The 18,516-nt window shown below is 29.5% G+C and carries 14 protein-coding genes; 12 read left to right on the forward strand and 2 right to left on the reverse strand.

From position 1 onward, the window contains the following. Positions 1–33 precede the first annotated feature (33 nt). The 4 genes from BUA86_RS02735 (at position 34) to BUA86_RS02750 (ending at position 4,687) form a co-directional block, all read left to right on the forward strand. On the forward strand, positions 34–1,530 hold the full coding sequence (locus BUA86_RS02735; RefSeq protein WP_072929615.1) for an OmpA family protein: 1,497 nt from the start codon (positions 34–36) through the stop codon (positions 1,528–1,530). Positions 1,531–1,973: 443 nt separating this feature from the next. Continuing rightward, a complete protein-coding gene (locus BUA86_RS02740) occupies positions 1,974–2,855 on the forward strand; it encodes a C-type lectin domain-containing protein (RefSeq protein ID WP_083580278.1) in 882 nt (293 codons plus the stop codon). Positions 2,856–2,859: 4 nt separating this feature from the next. Further along, positions 2,860–3,783 carry a C-type lectin-like domain-containing protein gene (locus tag BUA86_RS02745; protein WP_143147221.1) on the forward strand — a complete coding sequence of 308 codons (924 nt, stop codon included), beginning with the start codon at positions 2,860–2,862 and terminating at the stop codon, positions 3,781–3,783. 4 nt (positions 3,784–3,787) lie between these two features. After that, on the forward strand, positions 3,788–4,687 hold the full coding sequence (locus BUA86_RS02750) for a C-type lectin domain-containing protein (protein ID WP_072929621.1): 900 nt from the start codon (positions 3,788–3,790) through the stop codon (positions 4,685–4,687). 363 nt (positions 4,688–5,050) lie between these two features. Here BUA86_RS02750 and BUA86_RS02755 read toward each other — a convergent pair whose 3' ends face one another. Continuing rightward, positions 5,051–6,682 carry an ABC1 kinase family protein gene (locus BUA86_RS02755; protein WP_072929623.1) on the reverse strand — a complete coding sequence of 544 codons (1,632 nt, stop codon included), beginning with the start codon at positions 6,680–6,682 and terminating at the stop codon, positions 5,051–5,053. A gap of 247 nt (positions 6,683–6,929) precedes the next feature. Here BUA86_RS02755 and rpsA point away from each other — a divergent pair, with 247 nt between their 5' ends. From rpsA to BUA86_RS02790, 7 genes are all read left to right on the forward strand, one after another. Further along, positions 6,930–8,753 (forward strand): 30S ribosomal protein S1, encoded by a 1,824-nt coding sequence (rpsA, locus tag BUA86_RS02760; protein WP_072929625.1) that lies wholly within the window; start codon positions 6,930–6,932, stop codon positions 8,751–8,753. Positions 8,754–9,021: 268 nt separating this feature from the next. Next, complete coding sequence (locus tag BUA86_RS02765) at positions 9,022–9,702, forward strand: response regulator transcription factor (RefSeq protein ID WP_072929627.1); 681 nt, start codon at positions 9,022–9,024, stop codon at positions 9,700–9,702. Then, complete coding sequence (locus BUA86_RS02770) at positions 9,702–10,964, forward strand: sensor histidine kinase (RefSeq protein WP_072929629.1); 1,263 nt, start codon at positions 9,702–9,704, stop codon at positions 10,962–10,964. The genes BUA86_RS02765 and BUA86_RS02770 overlap by 1 nt, the downstream gene beginning before the upstream one ends. 120 nt (positions 10,965–11,084) lie before the next feature. Continuing rightward, complete coding sequence (locus tag BUA86_RS02775; protein WP_229731850.1) at positions 11,085–12,500, forward strand: porin; 1,416 nt, start codon at positions 11,085–11,087, stop codon at positions 12,498–12,500. A 35-nt stretch (positions 12,501–12,535) separates the two neighbouring features. Beyond that, on the forward strand, positions 12,536–13,855 hold the full coding sequence (locus BUA86_RS02780) for an MFS transporter (protein ID WP_072929631.1): 1,320 nt from the start codon (positions 12,536–12,538) through the stop codon (positions 13,853–13,855). A gap of 220 nt (positions 13,856–14,075) precedes the next feature. Continuing rightward, a complete protein-coding gene (locus BUA86_RS02785; protein ID WP_221405185.1) occupies positions 14,076–14,546 on the forward strand; it encodes an Lrp/AsnC family transcriptional regulator in 471 nt (156 codons plus the stop codon). Positions 14,547–14,562: 16 nt separating this feature from the next. Then, complete coding sequence (locus BUA86_RS02790; RefSeq protein WP_072929635.1) at positions 14,563–15,576, forward strand: EamA family transporter; 1,014 nt, start codon at positions 14,563–14,565, stop codon at positions 15,574–15,576. A 1,267-nt stretch (positions 15,577–16,843) separates the two neighbouring features. Here BUA86_RS02790 and BUA86_RS02795 read toward each other — a convergent pair. After that, on the reverse strand, positions 16,844–17,263 hold the full coding sequence (locus BUA86_RS02795; RefSeq protein ID WP_072929637.1) for a winged helix-turn-helix transcriptional regulator: 420 nt from the start codon (positions 17,261–17,263) through the stop codon (positions 16,844–16,846). Positions 17,264–17,355: 92 nt separating this feature from the next. Between BUA86_RS02795 and BUA86_RS02800 the strand changes: the two genes are divergently transcribed. Further along, positions 17,356–18,453 carry an alkene reductase gene (locus tag BUA86_RS02800; RefSeq protein WP_072929639.1) on the forward strand — a complete coding sequence of 366 codons (1,098 nt, stop codon included), beginning with the start codon at positions 17,356–17,358 and terminating at the stop codon, positions 18,451–18,453. Positions 18,454–18,516: the final 63 nt, after the last annotated feature.

Genomic DNA, 18,516 nt, shown 5'->3' on the forward strand with positions numbered 1-18,516 from the left:
ATTAAATATATTTAAAACGCTAAATATTTGATAATGAAAAAGTTTAATCTATTATTGTCTGCAGTAGTATTATTCCTAGCGGGTAATTCTTTTGTAGATGCTCAGAATTCTAAGAATCCTTGGGCAATTACAGTTGGTGCTCACGCAGTAGACCACAATTCAATTACTGGACCTTTCAACCAGTTTTTTAAAACTGATAACTGGGACATCGTTCCTCCTTTATCTAAATTATCTGTAATTCGTAACTTAAACAGATCTTTTGATGTTGATTTAACTGCTTCTGTTGGAGAAGTTGATAACAACAGATTAAGAGTTAAAGACGAATTATTTATTAATGCAGGTTTAGGTTTACGTTATAAATTAGCTAATGGTTACATTTTAGACGAAAATTCTTGGTTTGATCCTTACATTCGTGTTGGTGCAGGTTACCATAGATACGATTACACAGGATTAGCATTCCCATTAACTGCTTACTACGGTAACGGAGATGGAAATGAAACTTACCAATTAACTGAAACTGAAAACTTAGAGAAAAACCACTTTGTGGCTTCTTTAGGAGCTGGGGTTAACTTTTGGTTTACTAAAAACTTCGGTTTAAACATTGCTTCTGATTATAACTGGTTACCTGCTTATGGAGGAAACAACTATTTTGATTTCTTCCAACATTCTGTAGGAGTTACTTTCCGTTTCGGAAGAACTGATAGAGATAATGATGGTATTCCTGATGATGAAGATGCTTGTCCAGATACTCCAGGTATCGCTACAGGTGATCCAGCTACAAACGGATGTCCTGATACAGACGGTGACGGAATCTTTGATAAAGACGATGCTTGTCCAGACGTTCCAGGTTTACCAGAATTCCAAGGTTGTCCTGATACAGATGGTGATGGTGTTCCAGATAAAGATGATGCTTGTCCAGACGTTGCAGGACCAGTTGAAAACAACGGATGTCCTTGGCCAGATACAGATAATGACGGAATCTTAGATAAAGATGATGCTTGTCCTACAGTTCCAGGTTTACCAGAATTCCAAGGTTGTCCTGATACAGATGGTGATGGTATCCAAGATAGCGAAGATCAATGTCCTACAGTTCCAGGTCCAAAAGAAAACAATGGTTGTCCATGGACTGAAGTTCACGTAGCTAAGAGATTATCTTCTATCTTATTTGAATACAATTCAGATAAAATCGTTCCTTCTTCTTACGAAGATGTACGTGTAGCAGCTCAAATCTTAAACTCTAACGATTTAAAAGAGAAATCTTTCTACATCGATGGTCATGCTGATCAAAGAGGTAAAGATGCTTACAACAAAACATTATCATTAAAACGTGCTCAAGCATTAGTTAACGTTTTAGTTGAAAGAGGTGGAGTTGATAAAGCTCGTTTAACTGCTCGTGGATTAGGTAAATCTCAGTTATTATGTACTGAAGCAACAGAAGAATGTTACCAAAGAAATAGACGTGTTGAGGTATTACCAAGAACGGCTGTTGTAACAGAAACTAAAGTTGTAAAACCAGCAAAAAAGAAATAATTAAATAATATTATATCTTAATAAAAAGGGTCGGATTTTTTCCGACCCTTTTTTTGTTTTAATAATTCTCCTATCTATACAGTTTTAAACCAATTTTAATAAACATAGAATATAATTTTAAGCGGAGTATTATTTATACTGATTTAATATTTTTATTAGTTATAAATAAATTAACATTTATTTAACTAAACAATTCGTTAAAATTTGTTATATAAATAATAAATTAGCGCCTTCATAATCAAACAGATGATTGTGGTTTAACCAACCAAAGAAACTTTTATAAAACCTATGAATTTATTTTTCACTTTCTAGAATACCTAAAACCAATTTCAATAAATATATAATCTATCACTCAAAAAGTGAGTTAACATGCTATTTTTTAATTATAGTGTGAATGATATTTTATTGATTTTTTTATATAAAAATATAAAAACAACATACCAATGAAAATGAAATTAAATTTACTACCTTTTTTAATCACCTTATTTGTTAATGCCCAAGTTGGTATTAATACTATTCCACACAATACTGCAGCTTTGGATATGTCAGGCTCTAAGAAAGGTATATTATCAACTAGAGTTGCGTTATTATCTACAGCAGATGTTTCTACAATTCCCAATGCGAAAGAAGGTTTATTAATTTATAATACAACTTCTGTAAATGGGTTAAGTTCTGGTTATTACTTTTGGAGTAAAAATAAATGGGAGCCACTAAATAACTCAAATAATGAAATCCATCAAGATACATCTACTGGGATTTTTGCATCAAAATTGGGTTATAATCCATCTGGTAAGTCATCAACAGCACCTTCGTCATTCACTTTAAATGGAGTAGTTGCTACAAAAAATGGTAGTTGCAAAGCTTTTACACAACCTTATTCAGGTGCTATTCCTCATAATTATTGCGGGTATAGCTTGAGTAAAGGGGTAGATTGGGAAACAGCATTTAAAATGGCAAAATATCTTAAAGGTTATTTGCCTGTAATTACGAGTACTGAAGAATGGAATTATATAAAAGCGAACTCAATAAATTCGACTGATAACTCAAAGAATAATATTTGGATAGGTTATAATATCATTGCAAACCCCGGAAATCCTGCAGAGTTTATTTGGATTACAGGAGAGCAATCTATGATTAATTGGTCTAACTCTTCTACATTACAAGATGATTATGCTGCCCAAACAAATACCGCTTCTAAGAATTGTGTAAATATTAGCAATTCTACTGCAAATGCAAATAGACAATGGTATAGAAATGCTTGTACAAGTATAACTTCTGATAATGGGACTAGTTTTAATTACTTATTGGTTGAATTTAATTATTAAAAAAATGAAATATTTAAATATTATAATCTTATTAATTACAGTTAATTTTTCTACTGCTCAATTATATATAAATGTAGAACAAGCTAATCAAATAAGTTCTGCTGATTTACAGTTAGATGCAAATAATAAAGGAATTGGAATGCCAATTATTAATCTTGTTTCTGTAGATGACTATTCTCCAATTCGAGAATTACCAAAAGATGGTTTATTGGTTTATAATAATAATGTTACAGATGATTTACAAATAGGTTATTATTATTGGAAAAGTTCACCTTCACCTCATTGGGAAAAAGCAGGAGGAGAAAATACTAGAAGTACAATAATTCAAAATATAGATGAATATGTTTTAGGTTATTCTCCACAAGGTAGTGCAACTTCATCTCCTTCTAATTTTACTGCTGATGCAGGAACATTTTCTAAATCGAGATGTGTTAAATGGGATATAGCTGATGGAGGTAATGGACATAGTTACTGTGCGTATACGCGCTCAAATAGTAGAGCTGCTAGTTTTGAATATGTTTATAATGCTGCTAGAGCTGCTGGTGGATATATTGTTACAATTACATCAAATGCGGAATGGGATTTCGTCAAGAATAATGTGATATATGATGGTTTATCTCGTGGAGGTTCAAACTTGTTAGATGACATGTATATAGGCTACACATCTGTTGCTACACCAGGAAATAGAGTTAAAGAATATATGTGGATAACAGGAGAAACTTGGGATAGTAATTGGGCAAATTCATCTAATACACAATCACAATTTGCACCTATAGCACTTAATGGTACTGCTAATCCAGAGCCAGCTACAGAAAATTATTCAAGATGTTCATACATTGCTGCTGCTGCTGTAAATGCAAATAGACAATGGTACACAAGATCATGTTCTACAGGTGCTACTAATGTTATTATAGAATTTAATCAATAAACTCATGAAAAATATATACAAATTAACTTTTATTACATTTATATTCTTTTCTATAAATGTATATTCACAAATAGGAATCGGTACAGAAACCCCACATGCTTCAACGCTTATTGATGTTGTTTCAACTGATAAAGGGTTTCTTGGACCTCAAGCTTCTTTAGTAAGCAGAACAGATAGGGCTACTATTCCGAATCCTGTTAATGGATTATTAATCTATAATACCAGATCATTAAATGGTAATGCAGATACAGTTCTTTCTCCAGGATATTATTTTTGGAAAGATGGAAGTTGGCAACCATTTGTGACGAAAGTTATTGGTAATGTAACAACAAATGGTGTAATTAAAGATTATTTGGGTTATACAGCTGATGGAACACGTAACTCTTCAAATACTACTGTTGATGGGTTTGCTATGACAGGAAGAGGTTGTAAACAATGGACAGTTGCAGAAGGAGGTAATGGGCACTGGTATTGCGCATTTACACATAGTAATGTTGGATGGCAAACATCATTTAATTTAGGTAAACAGAAAAAAGGTTATATAGTTACCATACTTTCTAATGCTGAATGGAATTGGATTAAGACAAATATAATTGCAGAAACTACAGGATATAATTTAAGAGAGAATATATGGATAGGTTATAATAAGGTAGATTTTAAAGGAAATCCAACAGATTTTGCTTGGGTAACTGGAGAAAAATCAAAATATGTGTGGACGAACTCGCCAAGTACAGAAAGTAATTTTAATGGAGGAGAGCCAAATAATTCTAATGGTGAAGAAGGGTGTGTTCACATAATTGGTCTAGGAACAAATGCGAATAGAAATTGGAATGATTTAAAATGTGATGGTACAAATAATTACGGAGGAAGTTTTAGTAGTACAATCATAGAATTTAATCAATAAATTAGTTATAATAAAAGATTCAAATAAGAGCTTGTTTAGATTTTTAAATATTTAGCTAATTTTCTTTTTTAAACGGATTAAAAAAAAATGGTCTTTAAAGGTTTGACGTTAATAAAATTGAAAAAGCGTAGGATATAGATGATTTAATGAACGAATGTGAATTTTTAAATCATTTCCGTAGCGTTGATAATTTTTAGTCAAAGATTTACGACCTTGATTTTTTTGTTTCGTTTTTTTATCAAGAAAAAAATGAAAGTAAAAATAAAACTATATTTAATAGTTGAATGTCACATTGCACATTAAACAAAAAAGTATAAATAATTTTAAATTTATAATAAGGTTTTCTAGAAATAGAAAACCTTATTATTTTTTCTTAATAATTAGTAGGATAATACTTCCTGCTGTTAAAATAGACATTAAATAACCTATCCAAGCTAGTAATGGCATGTCTAGTAAAAATGGACGTACAGATGTATTGGCTAACATACTTGCACCAATACCAAATGTTAATGTAAGAATGGCTAAAACAAGTTTATTAATGCTATCTTTTGTGAGCTTTTTAATGCTTTCAATTTCGTCAACTTTAAAATTTAAAGCGAGTTGATCGTTATTTATTTTTTCAATTAATTTTAAAGTATCTTCGGGTAAATCATTCAATATATCTTGAATATCTTTAAAATTATTCAACATTTTTTTTCCTACATACTTCGGGTAAAGCTTTTGTCTAGCTAATTTCACAGCATAAGGTTGCATCGATCGTTGTATATTTAAATCTGCATCCAATTGTTGTCCTATTCCTTCTATTAAAGCAATACCTCTCAGTAATAAGTAAACATATTCTGGTAAAAGAATATGATTTTTATGAAGTATTTTATTAAATTTTCTAATAATTATTTGTACCTCGATAGTGTCTATTGTGTTGTATTCAAGATAATCAAAGACATCAGCAATGTCGCGTTCTAATTGCTTTTCATTTTCTATATAATGTTTTAAAGCCATTTTTTTTAATGAACGAACAATTCTTTTAGGATTTTTTAAACCAAAATCAATCACAACATTTTCTAAATCTTGTTTCTCGTTAATGGTTAAAGTTCCCATAGAACCGAAATCAATAAAAACAATTTTACCATCTTTTAAAATAAAAATATTTCCTGGATGAGGATCCGCATGAAAAAAGCCATCATCTAGGATTTGTTTCAAATAAATGTCAAATCCCTTTTTTACAATATTCTTTGGATCAAGACCTAATGCTTCTAATTGTTCAACATCATTTACTTTATAGCCATCAATAAATTCCATGCAAAGGAAATTATTGTTAGAATATTCGCTGTATGTTTTTGGAACATAGACATCTTTACTGTTCTTAAAATTACTTCTAAATCGTTCTATATTCTGTAATTCATTGTTTAATGAGAGCTCTTTTAATATTGCATTTTCGAACGATTTCTCTATTTCAGAAATAAATAGTTTTTGAAGGTTTTCATATTTATTTTCTAAAAAACGAACAATGTCTCTAATTAAAGCTAAATCAGATTCGATGATTTGTTGAATGTTAGATCTTTTTACTTTAAAAATAACATGTTCTCCATTTAATAAAGTTGCACGATAAACCTGTGAAATACTTGCTGCAGCAAAAGGTTGTTTTTCTATAAAAGAAAAATGCTCGTCTGGTTCTATTCCAAATTGATCTCTAATTTTTTCGTAAATATCTATTTCTTCAGCAGGAACATCGTCTTGTAGTTTTTTTAATTCTTCGATAAGAGGTTCTGGAACTAAATCTTTTCGATTACTTAATAGTTGACCAAATTTAATATATGTAGGACCTAATTCTTCTAATGCTAATCTAAATCGTTGATTAAAATTTGAATTAAATAGCTCATTATCCTGATCTTGATGAATAAAATTGTTTCCACGAGATATAATTTCTTCAAATCCATATTTGGAAAGAATTCTGACAATTTTAGAGAATCGTTTTAGCTTTTTTAAATTATCCATTACATCTACTATTAATTAATACACCGAAGTTAGAAATAAATTACAGAGTATTTTTATAATAAATTGTTTAATTTCTTTTAGTTAAAGTAAAAAATCTGTTAAATGATAAAAAATATTTTCATATATTTGCAGTCGCTAAAATGGTACGGAAATCAAGCGGTAAACTATTAAGTTAAACATCTCTCGATCATTTATTTACATTTTATGATTTCTAAATAAACAAGATTGAGATACAAATTTTTAGATTATGTCTGAAGAAAAAAAACAAGAGGAGGTACAAGAAGTTGTAGTTAACACTCCTGCAGTAGATGCGTCTGCTAACGCAAACGTAGCACCAGAATCATTTGATTGGGAATCTTTCGAATCAGGATTAAACGAAGAAGATCGTAAAGAAAAAGCTGAATTAGAGCAAATGTACGACACAACTTTAGAAGACTTACATGAAAATGAAGTTTTCAAAGGACAAGTTGTACGTATTACAGATAAAGAAGCTATCGTTGATATCAACTTCAAATCAGAAGGTGTTATTTCATTAAACGAATTCCGTTACAACTCAGATTTAAAAGTTGGGGATATCGTTGAAGTAATGGTTGATCAACGTGAAGATAAAAACGGACAATTAATCTTATCTCATAAAAAAGCTCGTACATTAAACGCTTGGGATGCTGTTAATAAAGCACATGATTCTCAAGAAATCGTTAATGGTTACATCAAAGCTCGTACTAAAGGAGGTATGATTGTTGACGTATTTGGAATCGAGGCTTTCTTACCAGGTTCTCAAATTGATGTTAAGCCAATCCGTGATTACGAACAATTCGTAGGAAAAACTATGGAGTTCAAAGTTGTTAAAATCAACCCAGAATTTAAAAACGTAGTAGTTTCTCACAAAGCGTTAATCGAGGCTGATATTGAAGTTCAGAAAAAAGAAATCGTTGCTCAATTAGAGAAAGGACAAGTATTAGAAGGAGAAGTTAAAAACATTACTTCTTACGGTGTATTCGTAGACTTAGGAGGTGTTGATGGATTAATCCACATTACTGACTTATCTTGGTCTCGTATCAACCACCCATCTGAAATCTTAGAAGATGGACAAAAAATCAACGTTGTAATCTTAGATTTCGACGAAGATAAATCTCGTATCCAATTAGGTATTAAACAATTAGAAGCTCATCCATGGGATGCTTTAGATGCTGATATTAAAGTTGGTGATAAAGTTAAAGGAAAAGTTGTTGTTTTAGCTGACTACGGTGCATTCGTTGAGGTTGCTCCAGGTGTAGAAGGTTTAATCCACGTTTCTGAAATGTCATGGTCTACTCACTTACGTTCTGCTCAAGATTTCGTAAAAGTAGGTGATGAAGTTGAAGCAGTTGTTTTAACTTTAGATAGAGAAGAAAGAAAAATGTCTTTAGGTATCAAACAATTAACTCCAGATCCTTGGACAGATATTACAACTAAATACCCAGTAGGTTCTACTCACAAAGGTAAAGTTCGTAACTTCACTAACTTCGGTGTATTCGTAGAATTAGAAGAAGGAGTAGATGGATTAATTTACATCTCTGACTTATCTTGGACTAAGAAAATCAAACACCCATCAGAATTCTGTGCAGTTGATGATGTATTAGATGTTGTTGTTTTAGAATTAGACGTTGAAGCTCGTCGTTTATCTTTAGGACACAAACAATTAACTGAAAATCCTTGGGATAAATACGAAGATAAATATGCTGTAGGTACAACTCATACAGGTGTTGCTGTTGACGTATTTGATAAAGGTGCTACAATCCAATTCGAAGATGCTGACGTTGAAGCTTTCGCTCCAGCTCGTACATTAGAGAAAGAAGATGGATCTCGTATCAAGAAAGCTGATGAAACAACTTTCAAAGTAATCGAGTTTAACAAAGAATTCCGTCGTGTAGTAGTTTCTCATACAGCAACTTTCCGTGAGGAAGAAGTTAAAGCTGAGAAATCATCTAACAACAATAATTCTAACTCTAACACAATCGAAACTTCTACTTTAGGAGATATCGATAGTTTAGCAGAATTAAAAAAGAAAATGGAAGAAGGAGGAAACTAATTCTCTAACCGAAATTTTTTAAGATAATAAAGCTGTCCTATTTTTAGGGCAGCTTTTTTTATATTAGAATGATATAATCTTTTACATATTACTTTGTGTCGTTTATAAAATAGTAAACAGTAGAGTTGTTTAATATTTCTATTGAGTATTTTTATGAAAAAGTTTACCTTTAAAACCAAATTGGAAAATAAAAGGAATTTTATTGCCTTTTATTAAAACAATTAATAATTGTTTAGTGTAAATCGCTAAACGCAAACTGAAAAACAAAATGAAACTTTTATTGGTCGAAGACCATCAGGAATTAGCAGATAATATACTTCATTTCTTAAAACAAGAAAATTATGTTTGCGAATGGGCGTCAAGCATAGCTGAAGCAAAAGATATTCTTTCTATGTTCGAGTATGACTGTGTTTTACTTGATATGACTTTGCCAGATGGAATGGGGTTAACATTATTACATTACATAAAACAACTTTATCCATCTACACAAGTAATTATTATATCTGCACAAAATTCTTTAGATTATAAAATTATTGGTTTAGACAGTGGTGCAGATGATTATATTACAAAACCATTTCCATTACCAGAATTACATTCGCGTATAAAAGCTGTTGCTAGAAGAAGTAATAAAGAAACAAATAGCGACTTATTAATTTATAATGAGATTGTGATAGATATGCAATCTATGGAGTGTAAAGTGAACGATAATGTACTTAGTTTAACAAAGAAAGAACTTAACTTGTTAATCTATTTTATTAATAATAAAAATAGAGTCTTATCTCGACAAGCAATTGCAATTCACTTATGGGGAGATTATACCTATAATCTTGATAATGTAGATTTTATTTACCAACATTTAAAAAATCTTCGTCGTAAAATTTCCGAAGCTGGAGGAACTGATTATGTACAAACTGTTTATGGTTTAGGTTATAAATGGACAGATAGCTAATGCGTTTAAGTAAAAAAATAACACAATATCTTATTGCTGTCGTTTTTTGTTCAATGGCATTTGGTTTCTTTGTTTTTTATTTTGCTATAGAAAGAGCAACAACACAATCTGCAATTGGAAAACTAGAACACTTAAATAGTGTAATAGAAAAAAAACTTTCTAAAGAATCAATACCTACAATAGAATCTGCACATAAAAATGTGAAGATTAAAATTCTAGATAAATCAAAGTACGATTTAACAGAAGAAGTCGTTAAACAAGGAAATTATGAATGGGATAATGATTTACAAACAATGGTTAATCATGTATCAGTTGTAACTTATCCTTATATAGATCATGTACATTATCAGATAGAAAGTAAAATTAGTTTAACGATTATAGATGATAAATATTTTACTGGAATTTTAATGGTTATCGCATGGATTTTTGTGTTCGTAATTATTACCATTATATTTTTCGGAGAATTAATATCTAGAAATCTTTATACATCTTTCTATTATTTGATTGATAGAATGAAGCATTTTGATTTAAAAGAAAATCAAGAATTACAAATTGTTCATTCTAATATTAATGAGCTTAATCAACTTAACGAGCTCTTTGTTAAAACATCTCAACAATCTATAGAGCATTACAATGCCTTAAAAGAATTTTCTCAAAATCTTTCGCATGAGCTGCAAACGCCAATGGCGAATATGAAGGCAAAAATAGAATTGATGTTGAATGATGAATTATCCGAAGATCAAATAAAATCTTTAAGTGGTATGTATGATGACTTGAATAGAGTTTCTGCAATTAATCGCTCATTAATTTTATTAATGAGTTTAGAATACCATGAAATATCTGAAGATCAACTCAATTTATCTGAACTAATTGAAGAAATTATTGCAGAACATGAAGATTTGATGTTAATGAATGGTGTAGAGTTGACGTTGAAATTGATTCCGAATGTCTATATTAAGATGAATACATTATTAGCGCATACTGTTTTTAATAACTTGATTAGTAATGCAAATAGACATAATTATCCGAATGGTAAAATTGAAATTGAATTAACCGAATCAAAATTTATCATTAAAAATACAGGACGTCAACAAGAATTTACAAATAAAACTATTTTTCAACGATTTAATAAAAGTAAGTATAATCCAGAATCAATTGGTCTTGGATTGGCTTTGGTGAAAAAGATTTTAGATATTTATAATTATCAAATCAATTATAAATACAATTCAGAAGTACATCAATTCACAATTAATTTAAAGTAAAAATCTGTTGAAATAAAATTTCAAACTTTCTTCAATAAAACTTCAAATTTTCTTCAAACTTCATTTGTTACTTAGTGGTGTATTAAATACACAAATAAATTAAATAACACATTAGAATAAATGAAACTAAAAATCTTATTAACTACATTCGCTTTTTCAGGCTTCTTATTTGCTCAAGATTCCATTAATGTAATCGAAGAAAAAATAGAAGAACCTAAACAAGGACCAAAGTTTAAAACATCTTTAGGAGAGATAAAGTTAAATCTTGATGAATCTGGAGATAAAAACATAAAATTCGGTTTATCGAGTCAAATCTGGTTAAGAAGTATTGATAATAACCCTGGAACATTAGTAAATGGTATTCCACAAACTTCAACATACGATGCAAGTTTACGTCGAATGAGAATTTCCATTTCAGCACAATTATCTAATTACTATTCTATTGTTATGCAATTAGGTATCAATAATCAGTCTTTTATAAGTGGAGGAGGAGCAGGAACTGGCGCTAATGGTCAAGGAAAAAAGCCTCAAATATTTTTTATGGATGCTTATAATGAGTTAGCAATTATTCCAAGAAAAGATGAAATTAAAAAAAAAGAAAATAAACATCATTTATATATAGGTGCTGGTTTACATGGTTGGGCAGGAGTTAGTAGAATGACAAATGCAAGTACAACAAAATTGTTGACAGCAGATTTACCAGTTTTTAACTTTCCGAACATCGAAGTTTCCGATCAATTTTCGAGACAATTTGGTGTTTTTGTTCATGGTGAGTACGATAAATTTAATTACCGAATAGCTGTTAATAAACCATTTGCTACAAATAGAAATCCAGAAGTAGGTCAAATAGTAGATAATAATCAATCGGGTAAATTATCTTATGCAGCTTATGGTATGTATCAATTTTTTGATAAAGAAAATACAGCTACATCATTTTTTGCAGGAACATATCTAGGTTCTAAAAAAGTATTTAATATCGGTGCAGGTTTTTACTCTAACAACGATGCCACTTTGTCTCAACCAACGGAGGGTGTTTTTAAATCACATAACGAATTTATTTTTGGAGCAGATGCTTTTTTAGATATGCCAATTGGAAGAAAAGCGAGAGAAATGTCAATAAGTCTTTACTCGGTATTCTATCGTTATAATTTTGGACCAAATTATTTAAGAACAACAGGATTATTAAATCCAGGAACAGCAGATCCAAATTTTACGGGGACTAAAGCTTTAGAAGGATTTGGTAATGCAAGATTTCTTTTAGGAACAGGAAATATATGGTATTCACAAGCTGGTTTTGTTTTACCAAAATTTAGTGACAGAGTAAAACTTCAACCATTTTTTGCTTATGCTTTAAAAGATTTAGAAGCATTAAATGAAATAGGAAACTATTTTGATATTGGCGCTAATTTATTTATTCTAGCTCAGAATGCAAAAGTTGCTTATCAATATTCATCTAGACCTTTATATACACAAGATACAAAAGAAGTTTTTACAATAAGAGGAGAACACTTAATAACATTACAAATCGCATTTTAAAAATAAATAAATCATAAAAAGATAATATTACACACATGAATACTCAAGAAAATATAACAACAGACTTAACTGTAAAAGATCGTGTAAAAGCGATTGTGGGTGGATCTATAGGTAACCTTGTAGAATGGTATGATTGGTATGCATACGCAGCATTTGCTATTTACTTTTCATCATCATTTTTCCCAGCAGGAGATCAAACAGCACAGTTATTAAATACAGCAGGAATTTTTGCCGTTGGTTTCTTAATGCGTCCAGTAGGAGGTTGGTTATTTGGAACAATAGCAGATAAAATTGGTAGAAAAAGAGCCATGACATTATCTGTATTATTAATGTCTTTCGGATCTTTATTAATTGCATTAACACCAAGTTACGAAACAATAGGAGTTTTAGCGCCAGCACTTTTATTAATAGCGCGTTTATTACAAGGATTAAGTGTAGGAGGAGAATATGGTGTTTCTGCTACTTACTTATCAGAGATGGCGACAGCAGACAGACGCGGTTTTTATTCTTCTTTCCAATATGTTACATTAATTGGAGGGCAATTAATTGCATTAGGAATTTTATTAATCTTACAAAAATTACTTTTAACAGAAGATCAATTACTTTCTTGGGGATGGAGAATACCATTTGTTATTGGTGCAATATTATCTGTAATAGCATTGTATTTAAGAAAAAATCTTCATGAAACAGAAGCGTTTGAGAAAAATAACGATTCAGTTTCTGCAGAGAAAAAAGAAAAGAATGGTAGTATGAGACAATTATTAAAATATCCAAAATCTATTTTAACAGTTGTTGGGCTTACTATGGGAGGAACATTAGCTTTCTATACGTATACAACTTACATGCAAAAATTCTTAGTGAATACGGTAAATCTAACAAAAGAAGAATCGACTTTAATTTCATTTTTATCATTATTTATTTTTGCGGCTTTACAACCAGCTTTCGGTTTATTATCAGATAAAATTGGACGTCGACCATTATTATTAGGTTTTGGTATTTTAGGTACATTATTTACAGTTCCATTACTTACAGGTTTAAGTCATGCGACATCTATGTGGTCTGCCTTTGCTTATTTAATGGTTGCATTAATCATCGTTTCTGGTTACACATCTATTAATGCAGTTGTAAAAGCAGAAATGTTTCCAGCAAATATTCGCGCATTAGGTGTAGGATTACCTTATGCATTAACAGTGAGTATTTTTGGTGGATCTGCAGAATACATTGCTTTATTCTTAAAGCAACAAGGTTTAGAAACATACTATTACTGGTATATAACAGGATGTATCGCTTTTTCTTTAGTTGTTTATTTCTTTATGAAAGACACAAAAGAAAACTCAATGTTGAACAACGATTAAAATCAAAATGTAATTTTTGATTAGTTTTTTATATTGTAAGTAATAAGGCTTTCCATTTTGGAAAGCCTTATTTTTTTTTTGGTGAATAATGATTAGTTTTTAAGTTTTTAATTCGAATTTAATTACGCATGGAAAAAGATTGTCAGAATAACATACATTATTTGATAAATATTTTGAATATTATTCAAATATTTATAATTTTGCACTCGAAATGGATAAGATAGAATTTAATTTAGATGCTACTGATTTGAAAATCATGCGATTAATGCAAGAAAATGCACGTATTAATAATGCAGATATCGCAAGAGAATTAGGAATGGCACCATCAGGAATATTAGAACGAGTAAAAAAACTTGAAAATAAGCAAGTTATTTTAGCTTATCATGCTAAGATAAATCCTATAGCAATTGGTCAAAAATTGTTATCCTTTATTTTCATTAAAACAACTGATATTATTGGTGATGAAACTGTAGGGAAATTACTTGCTGAAATTCCAGAAGTTTTAGAAGTTCATGATATTGCTGGAGAAGACGGTTATTTAATAAAAGTTAGAACAACAGATAACCAAGGGTTGGTAGAATTAATGAGACAATCTCTAAGTAAAATTAGTGGAATAACTTCTACAAGAACAACAATTGTATTACAAACAATTAAAGAAGAACAAAATATCGTTATACCAACGATAGAATAAAAAACAAAGAATTAGAATGAAAGGAAATCAACCAAATAAATGGTCAGTAATATTTGCATATTTCGTAGTTTATGTTGTTTGGGGGTCTACATACTTTTTTATAGACAAAGCTTTACATGGATTTAGTCCATTTATTTTAGGATCGTTCCGTTTTATTGCAGCAAGTACCATTTTAATGGGATTTTGTAAAATGAAAGGGTATAAACTATGGAATAAACAAGTAATTAAACAATGTATGTTTACAGGGTTTATGCTACTTTTTATTGATATGGCTGGTATTATCTGGTCAGAACAATTTTTGCCAAGTGGTATTGTAGCTATTATGGCTGCATCTGCGGCGATTTGGTTTGTGGTTTTAGATAAGCCAAAATGGAAGCAAAATTTTTCTAGTTTGCCAACAATTTTAGGTTTAGTATTTGGTTTCTTAGGTGTGTTAATGTTGTTTTATGAACAAACATCAACCGCACATATAGATCCAGATCAGCAATTCCTTAATATGATTGGATTAATTGTTTTGGTTTTTTGTTCTATTGCTTGGACATTGGGATCTCTTTATTCAAAATATGCAGCAGATAAACAAAAGAAAGAAATAGTAAAGTCTAAAGAAGATTTGCATATTATGGTAAAAACAGCTTGGCAAATGATAACTGCTGGTGTGTTATTTAACCTTGTTGCTATTTGTAATGGTGAATATGCAAGATTTAATTTTTCTAATGTAGCAACTCAAGATTGGTTATCAATGGCTTATTTAATTACATTTGGATCTATATTAGCTTTCGGATCTTATGTATGGTTATTACAAGTTCGTCCAGCATTAGAAGTTTCAACTTATGCGTATGTTAATCCAATAGTAGCAGTTGCATTAAGTTATTTCTTTACAGATGATGTTGTAACTGAGTTACAAATTTATGGATTGATTGTTATTCTTTTCAGTGTTCTGTTAATGAATTGGAGTTTATATAAGAATACAAAACCAATTCAGAAACTTATAAATTTAACGAATGTAAAGCGTTATACTAACGCACATTAAATATTATGATTGATTAAATAAGAAGGCTATTTTGCAAAACTGTGAAATAGCCTTTTTTTATTGTGTTGTATAACTACTAATAAATTATTTTGGGCATTCCTTTAGGTCGGGCTTTTGCTACAATCTTTTTCCTTCGCTAAATCGCTTCGTAAAAAGGATTTTCACTACAATCCCTAATGCGAATTTTTTTTTTACTTTTTAGAAAGCTAGTAATAATCAGGTATAAGAAACTTTTTTTTAAAATATTCGATCTTAAGTGTTTAATATTCTTTACTTTAAATAGTACTTAAGTATCTTAGCACCGAGTTATAAAAGTAACAATAAGTATCAAAAATTTTCATAGAAGTTATTAATTACTAAAGCTGTTTTGCATAATTGTAGAGCAGCTTTTTTTGTAGATTAAAATATAATTAAATCACTGATAATCAGAGTTTAAATTTGGTTTTAAAAAATAAGTGATCTTAAATACTTAATGTTGTTTATTGTAGAATTACTTAAATAAATTTGCAATCAAGTAGTATAAAGATTGATTTTTTCATATAAAATTGATTAAATTGTTTAGGCTGTTTCATATAAATATGGAGCAGCTTTTTTTGTAGATTAAAATGTAATTAAATTAATGATAATCAGAGTTTAAAGTTGATTTTAAAAAATAAGTGATCTTAAATATTTAATATTGTTTATTGTAGAATTACTTAAATAGCTTTGCAAACAAGTAGTAAGAGATTAATTTTTTCATACAAATTAATTAATAGTTGAAGCTGTTCCATATAACATGGAACAGTTTTTTTATTTTAATTAATTTAGAAATCCTTTAATGCAGATTTTTAGAAATAGAACTTCATATATTAAATAAGCTCTTGTAATTTGCTATGTATAAAGATTAATGTAATCAAAACGCTGTAAATCAGATAGTAAATCAATTTATTTAAAATAAATGATCATAAGTATTTAATATAGTTTATTATAAAATTACTTAAATAACTTAGCGATTGAAGTATATAAGTAAGTAAATTACTAAAGATTGATTAAACAAAAAGGCTATTTCACATTTGTGCGATAGCTTTTTTTATATTAAATCCCTTATAGCTGCTAGTTTAAGTAATTTACTATCAATTTAAAAAACATTTTTTTTAAAATAAATGACCTTAAATGTTTAATATTATTTATTTTAATATTCTTTAAATAGTTTTGCGGTAGGGTGATAGAAAGATTAATTTCATATTAATTGTAACGGCTGTTTCACATAATTGTGAAATGGCCATTTTTATAAATTAAATTTCTTTTTTAAAATTTTTGTGTAATTTTTTATAAAAGCTTCTTTATCTTTTTTAATCTCTTTTAATAAAGGTTTGTAATCTTCTGCAACATCAAAATATTTTTCCGCCCAAAGATTAACTTCTATAATAATTGGTAATAAATTTATTCCTTTTTCTGAAAGAGAATAAAGGACTTTAGCTTTACTTTCTGGATGTTCAGATTTTATAATGATACCATTCTCTTCCAGCATTTTTAATCTTGATGCTAAAATATTAGTTGCTATTTTTTCATCAGATTTTAAAAAATCTCCATAAGTACATCGGTCAGAAAAAATTAAATCTCTTATAATTAATAATGACCACTTGTCTCCAACAATATCTAGAGAACAACTAATTAAACAGTTAGATCTTGTTTTAATATTTTTCATAAAAAATAAAATTACTTGCTTTTTGAAAGTGAATTTAATTATATTTGTAATTGCAATATGCAAGCAAATTTACAACTAAATATAATTTAACAATGAAAGAAGAATCATTATTTAATAATTACGAAGAGAATAATTTACAATTAAACAATCGTATTGTAATGGCACCAATGACTCGAGCACGTGCAGATAATAAAGAAAATGTAGCAACAGAACTTATTGCAGAATATTATGCACAGCGTACAACAGCAGGACTTATTATTACCGAAGGTACATTTGTAAGTGAAGAAGGAATAGGTGTAATAAACGTTCCTGGAATTTATACAAAACAACAAATTGATGGTTGGAAAATTGTTACGACTGCAGTTCATGAAAAAGGCGGAAAGATATTTGCGCAGTTGTGGCATACAGGTGCTATGTCTCATCCAGATTTGCACGAAGGAAGATTACCATTAGCTCCGTCTAATTATAATCCAGAGCAACAAGCATTTACAGCAGAAGGTTTTAAACCAACTGTTGCGCCTCGCCCAATGACAATAGAAGATATCAATAAAACAATAGAAGATTTTAAACAAGCAACATTAAATGCAATCGAAGCTGGTTTTGATGGTGTTGAAATACATGCAGCAAATGGATATTTACTTCAACAGTTTTTTAGTAAAAACTCTAATAATAGAACAGATGAGTACGGACAAACAATAGAAAATAGAGCTCGTATTCTTTTTGAAATTTTAGATGAGATTAAAAAAGTTGCAGATATAAAAAGAGTAGGAGTTAGATTAAATCCATCTTTAGACGGAATGATGGGAATTTTTATAGATGATGAAACAATTGCTGTTTACGATTATATTGTTACAAAATTAAATGAATATGATTTAGCATACTTACATTTATTAGAACCATTTACAGATGTAACAAATAATCCGAATGCAGTAAAAGAGGTGGCAAAATATTACCGTAAATTATATGAAGGGACGATTATTATAAACAAGTCTTTTGATAAAGAAACGGCAATTAAAGTGATAGATGCTGGCGATGCTGACTTAGTTTCTTTCGGAGTACCATTTATTGGAAATCCAGATTTAGTGGAGCGTTTTAAAACAAATCAGCCATTGAATAAAGCAGATGATAAAACATTTTATACACCAGGTGAAAAAGGATATACTGATTATCCTTTCTTAAATGAGGAATAATTTGCTGAATAAATAAAAAGGCTCACTATTTAAATAGTGAGCCTTTTTATTTATATAAATTAC

Source organism: Chishuiella changwenlii, assembly GCF_900142565.1.
GTDB classification, from domain to species: Bacteria; Bacteroidota; Bacteroidia; order Flavobacteriales; family Weeksellaceae; genus Empedobacter; species Empedobacter changwenlii.

Excerpts from the sequence above, each read along its gene's own strand:
- BUA86_RS02750 (WP_072929621.1), top strand. The coding sequence starts at position 3,788 with ATGAAAAATATATACAAATTAACTTTTATTACATTTATATTCTTTTCT.
- BUA86_RS02790 (WP_072929635.1), top strand. The coding sequence starts at position 14,563 with ATGAAAGGAAATCAACCAAATAAATGGTCAGTAATATTTGCATATTTC.
- BUA86_RS02755 (WP_072929623.1), bottom strand. The coding sequence starts at position 6,682 with ATGGATAATTTAAAAAAGCTAAAACGATTCTCTAAAATTGTCAGAATT.
- BUA86_RS02780 (WP_072929631.1), top strand. The coding sequence starts at position 12,536 with ATGAATACTCAAGAAAATATAACAACAGACTTAACTGTAAAAGATCGT.
- BUA86_RS02765 (WP_072929627.1), top strand. The coding sequence starts at position 9,022 with ATGAAACTTTTATTGGTCGAAGACCATCAGGAATTAGCAGATAATATA.
- BUA86_RS02735 (WP_072929615.1), top strand. The coding sequence starts at position 34 with ATGAAAAAGTTTAATCTATTATTGTCTGCAGTAGTATTATTCCTAGCG.
- rpsA (WP_072929625.1), top strand. The coding sequence starts at position 6,930 with ATGTCTGAAGAAAAAAAACAAGAGGAGGTACAAGAAGTTGTAGTTAAC.
- BUA86_RS02745 (WP_143147221.1), top strand. The coding sequence starts at position 2,860 with ATGAAATATTTAAATATTATAATCTTATTAATTACAGTTAATTTTTCT.
- BUA86_RS02775 (WP_229731850.1), top strand. The coding sequence starts at position 11,085 with ATGAAACTAAAAATCTTATTAACTACATTCGCTTTTTCAGGCTTCTTA.
- BUA86_RS02795 (WP_072929637.1), bottom strand. The coding sequence starts at position 17,263 with ATGAAAAATATTAAAACAAGATCTAACTGTTTAATTAGTTGTTCTCTA.
- BUA86_RS02740 (WP_083580278.1), top strand. The coding sequence starts at position 1,974 with ATGAAAATGAAATTAAATTTACTACCTTTTTTAATCACCTTATTTGTT.
- BUA86_RS02770 (WP_072929629.1), top strand. The coding sequence starts at position 9,702 with ATGCGTTTAAGTAAAAAAATAACACAATATCTTATTGCTGTCGTTTTT.
- BUA86_RS02800 (WP_072929639.1), top strand. The coding sequence starts at position 17,356 with ATGAAAGAAGAATCATTATTTAATAATTACGAAGAGAATAATTTACAA.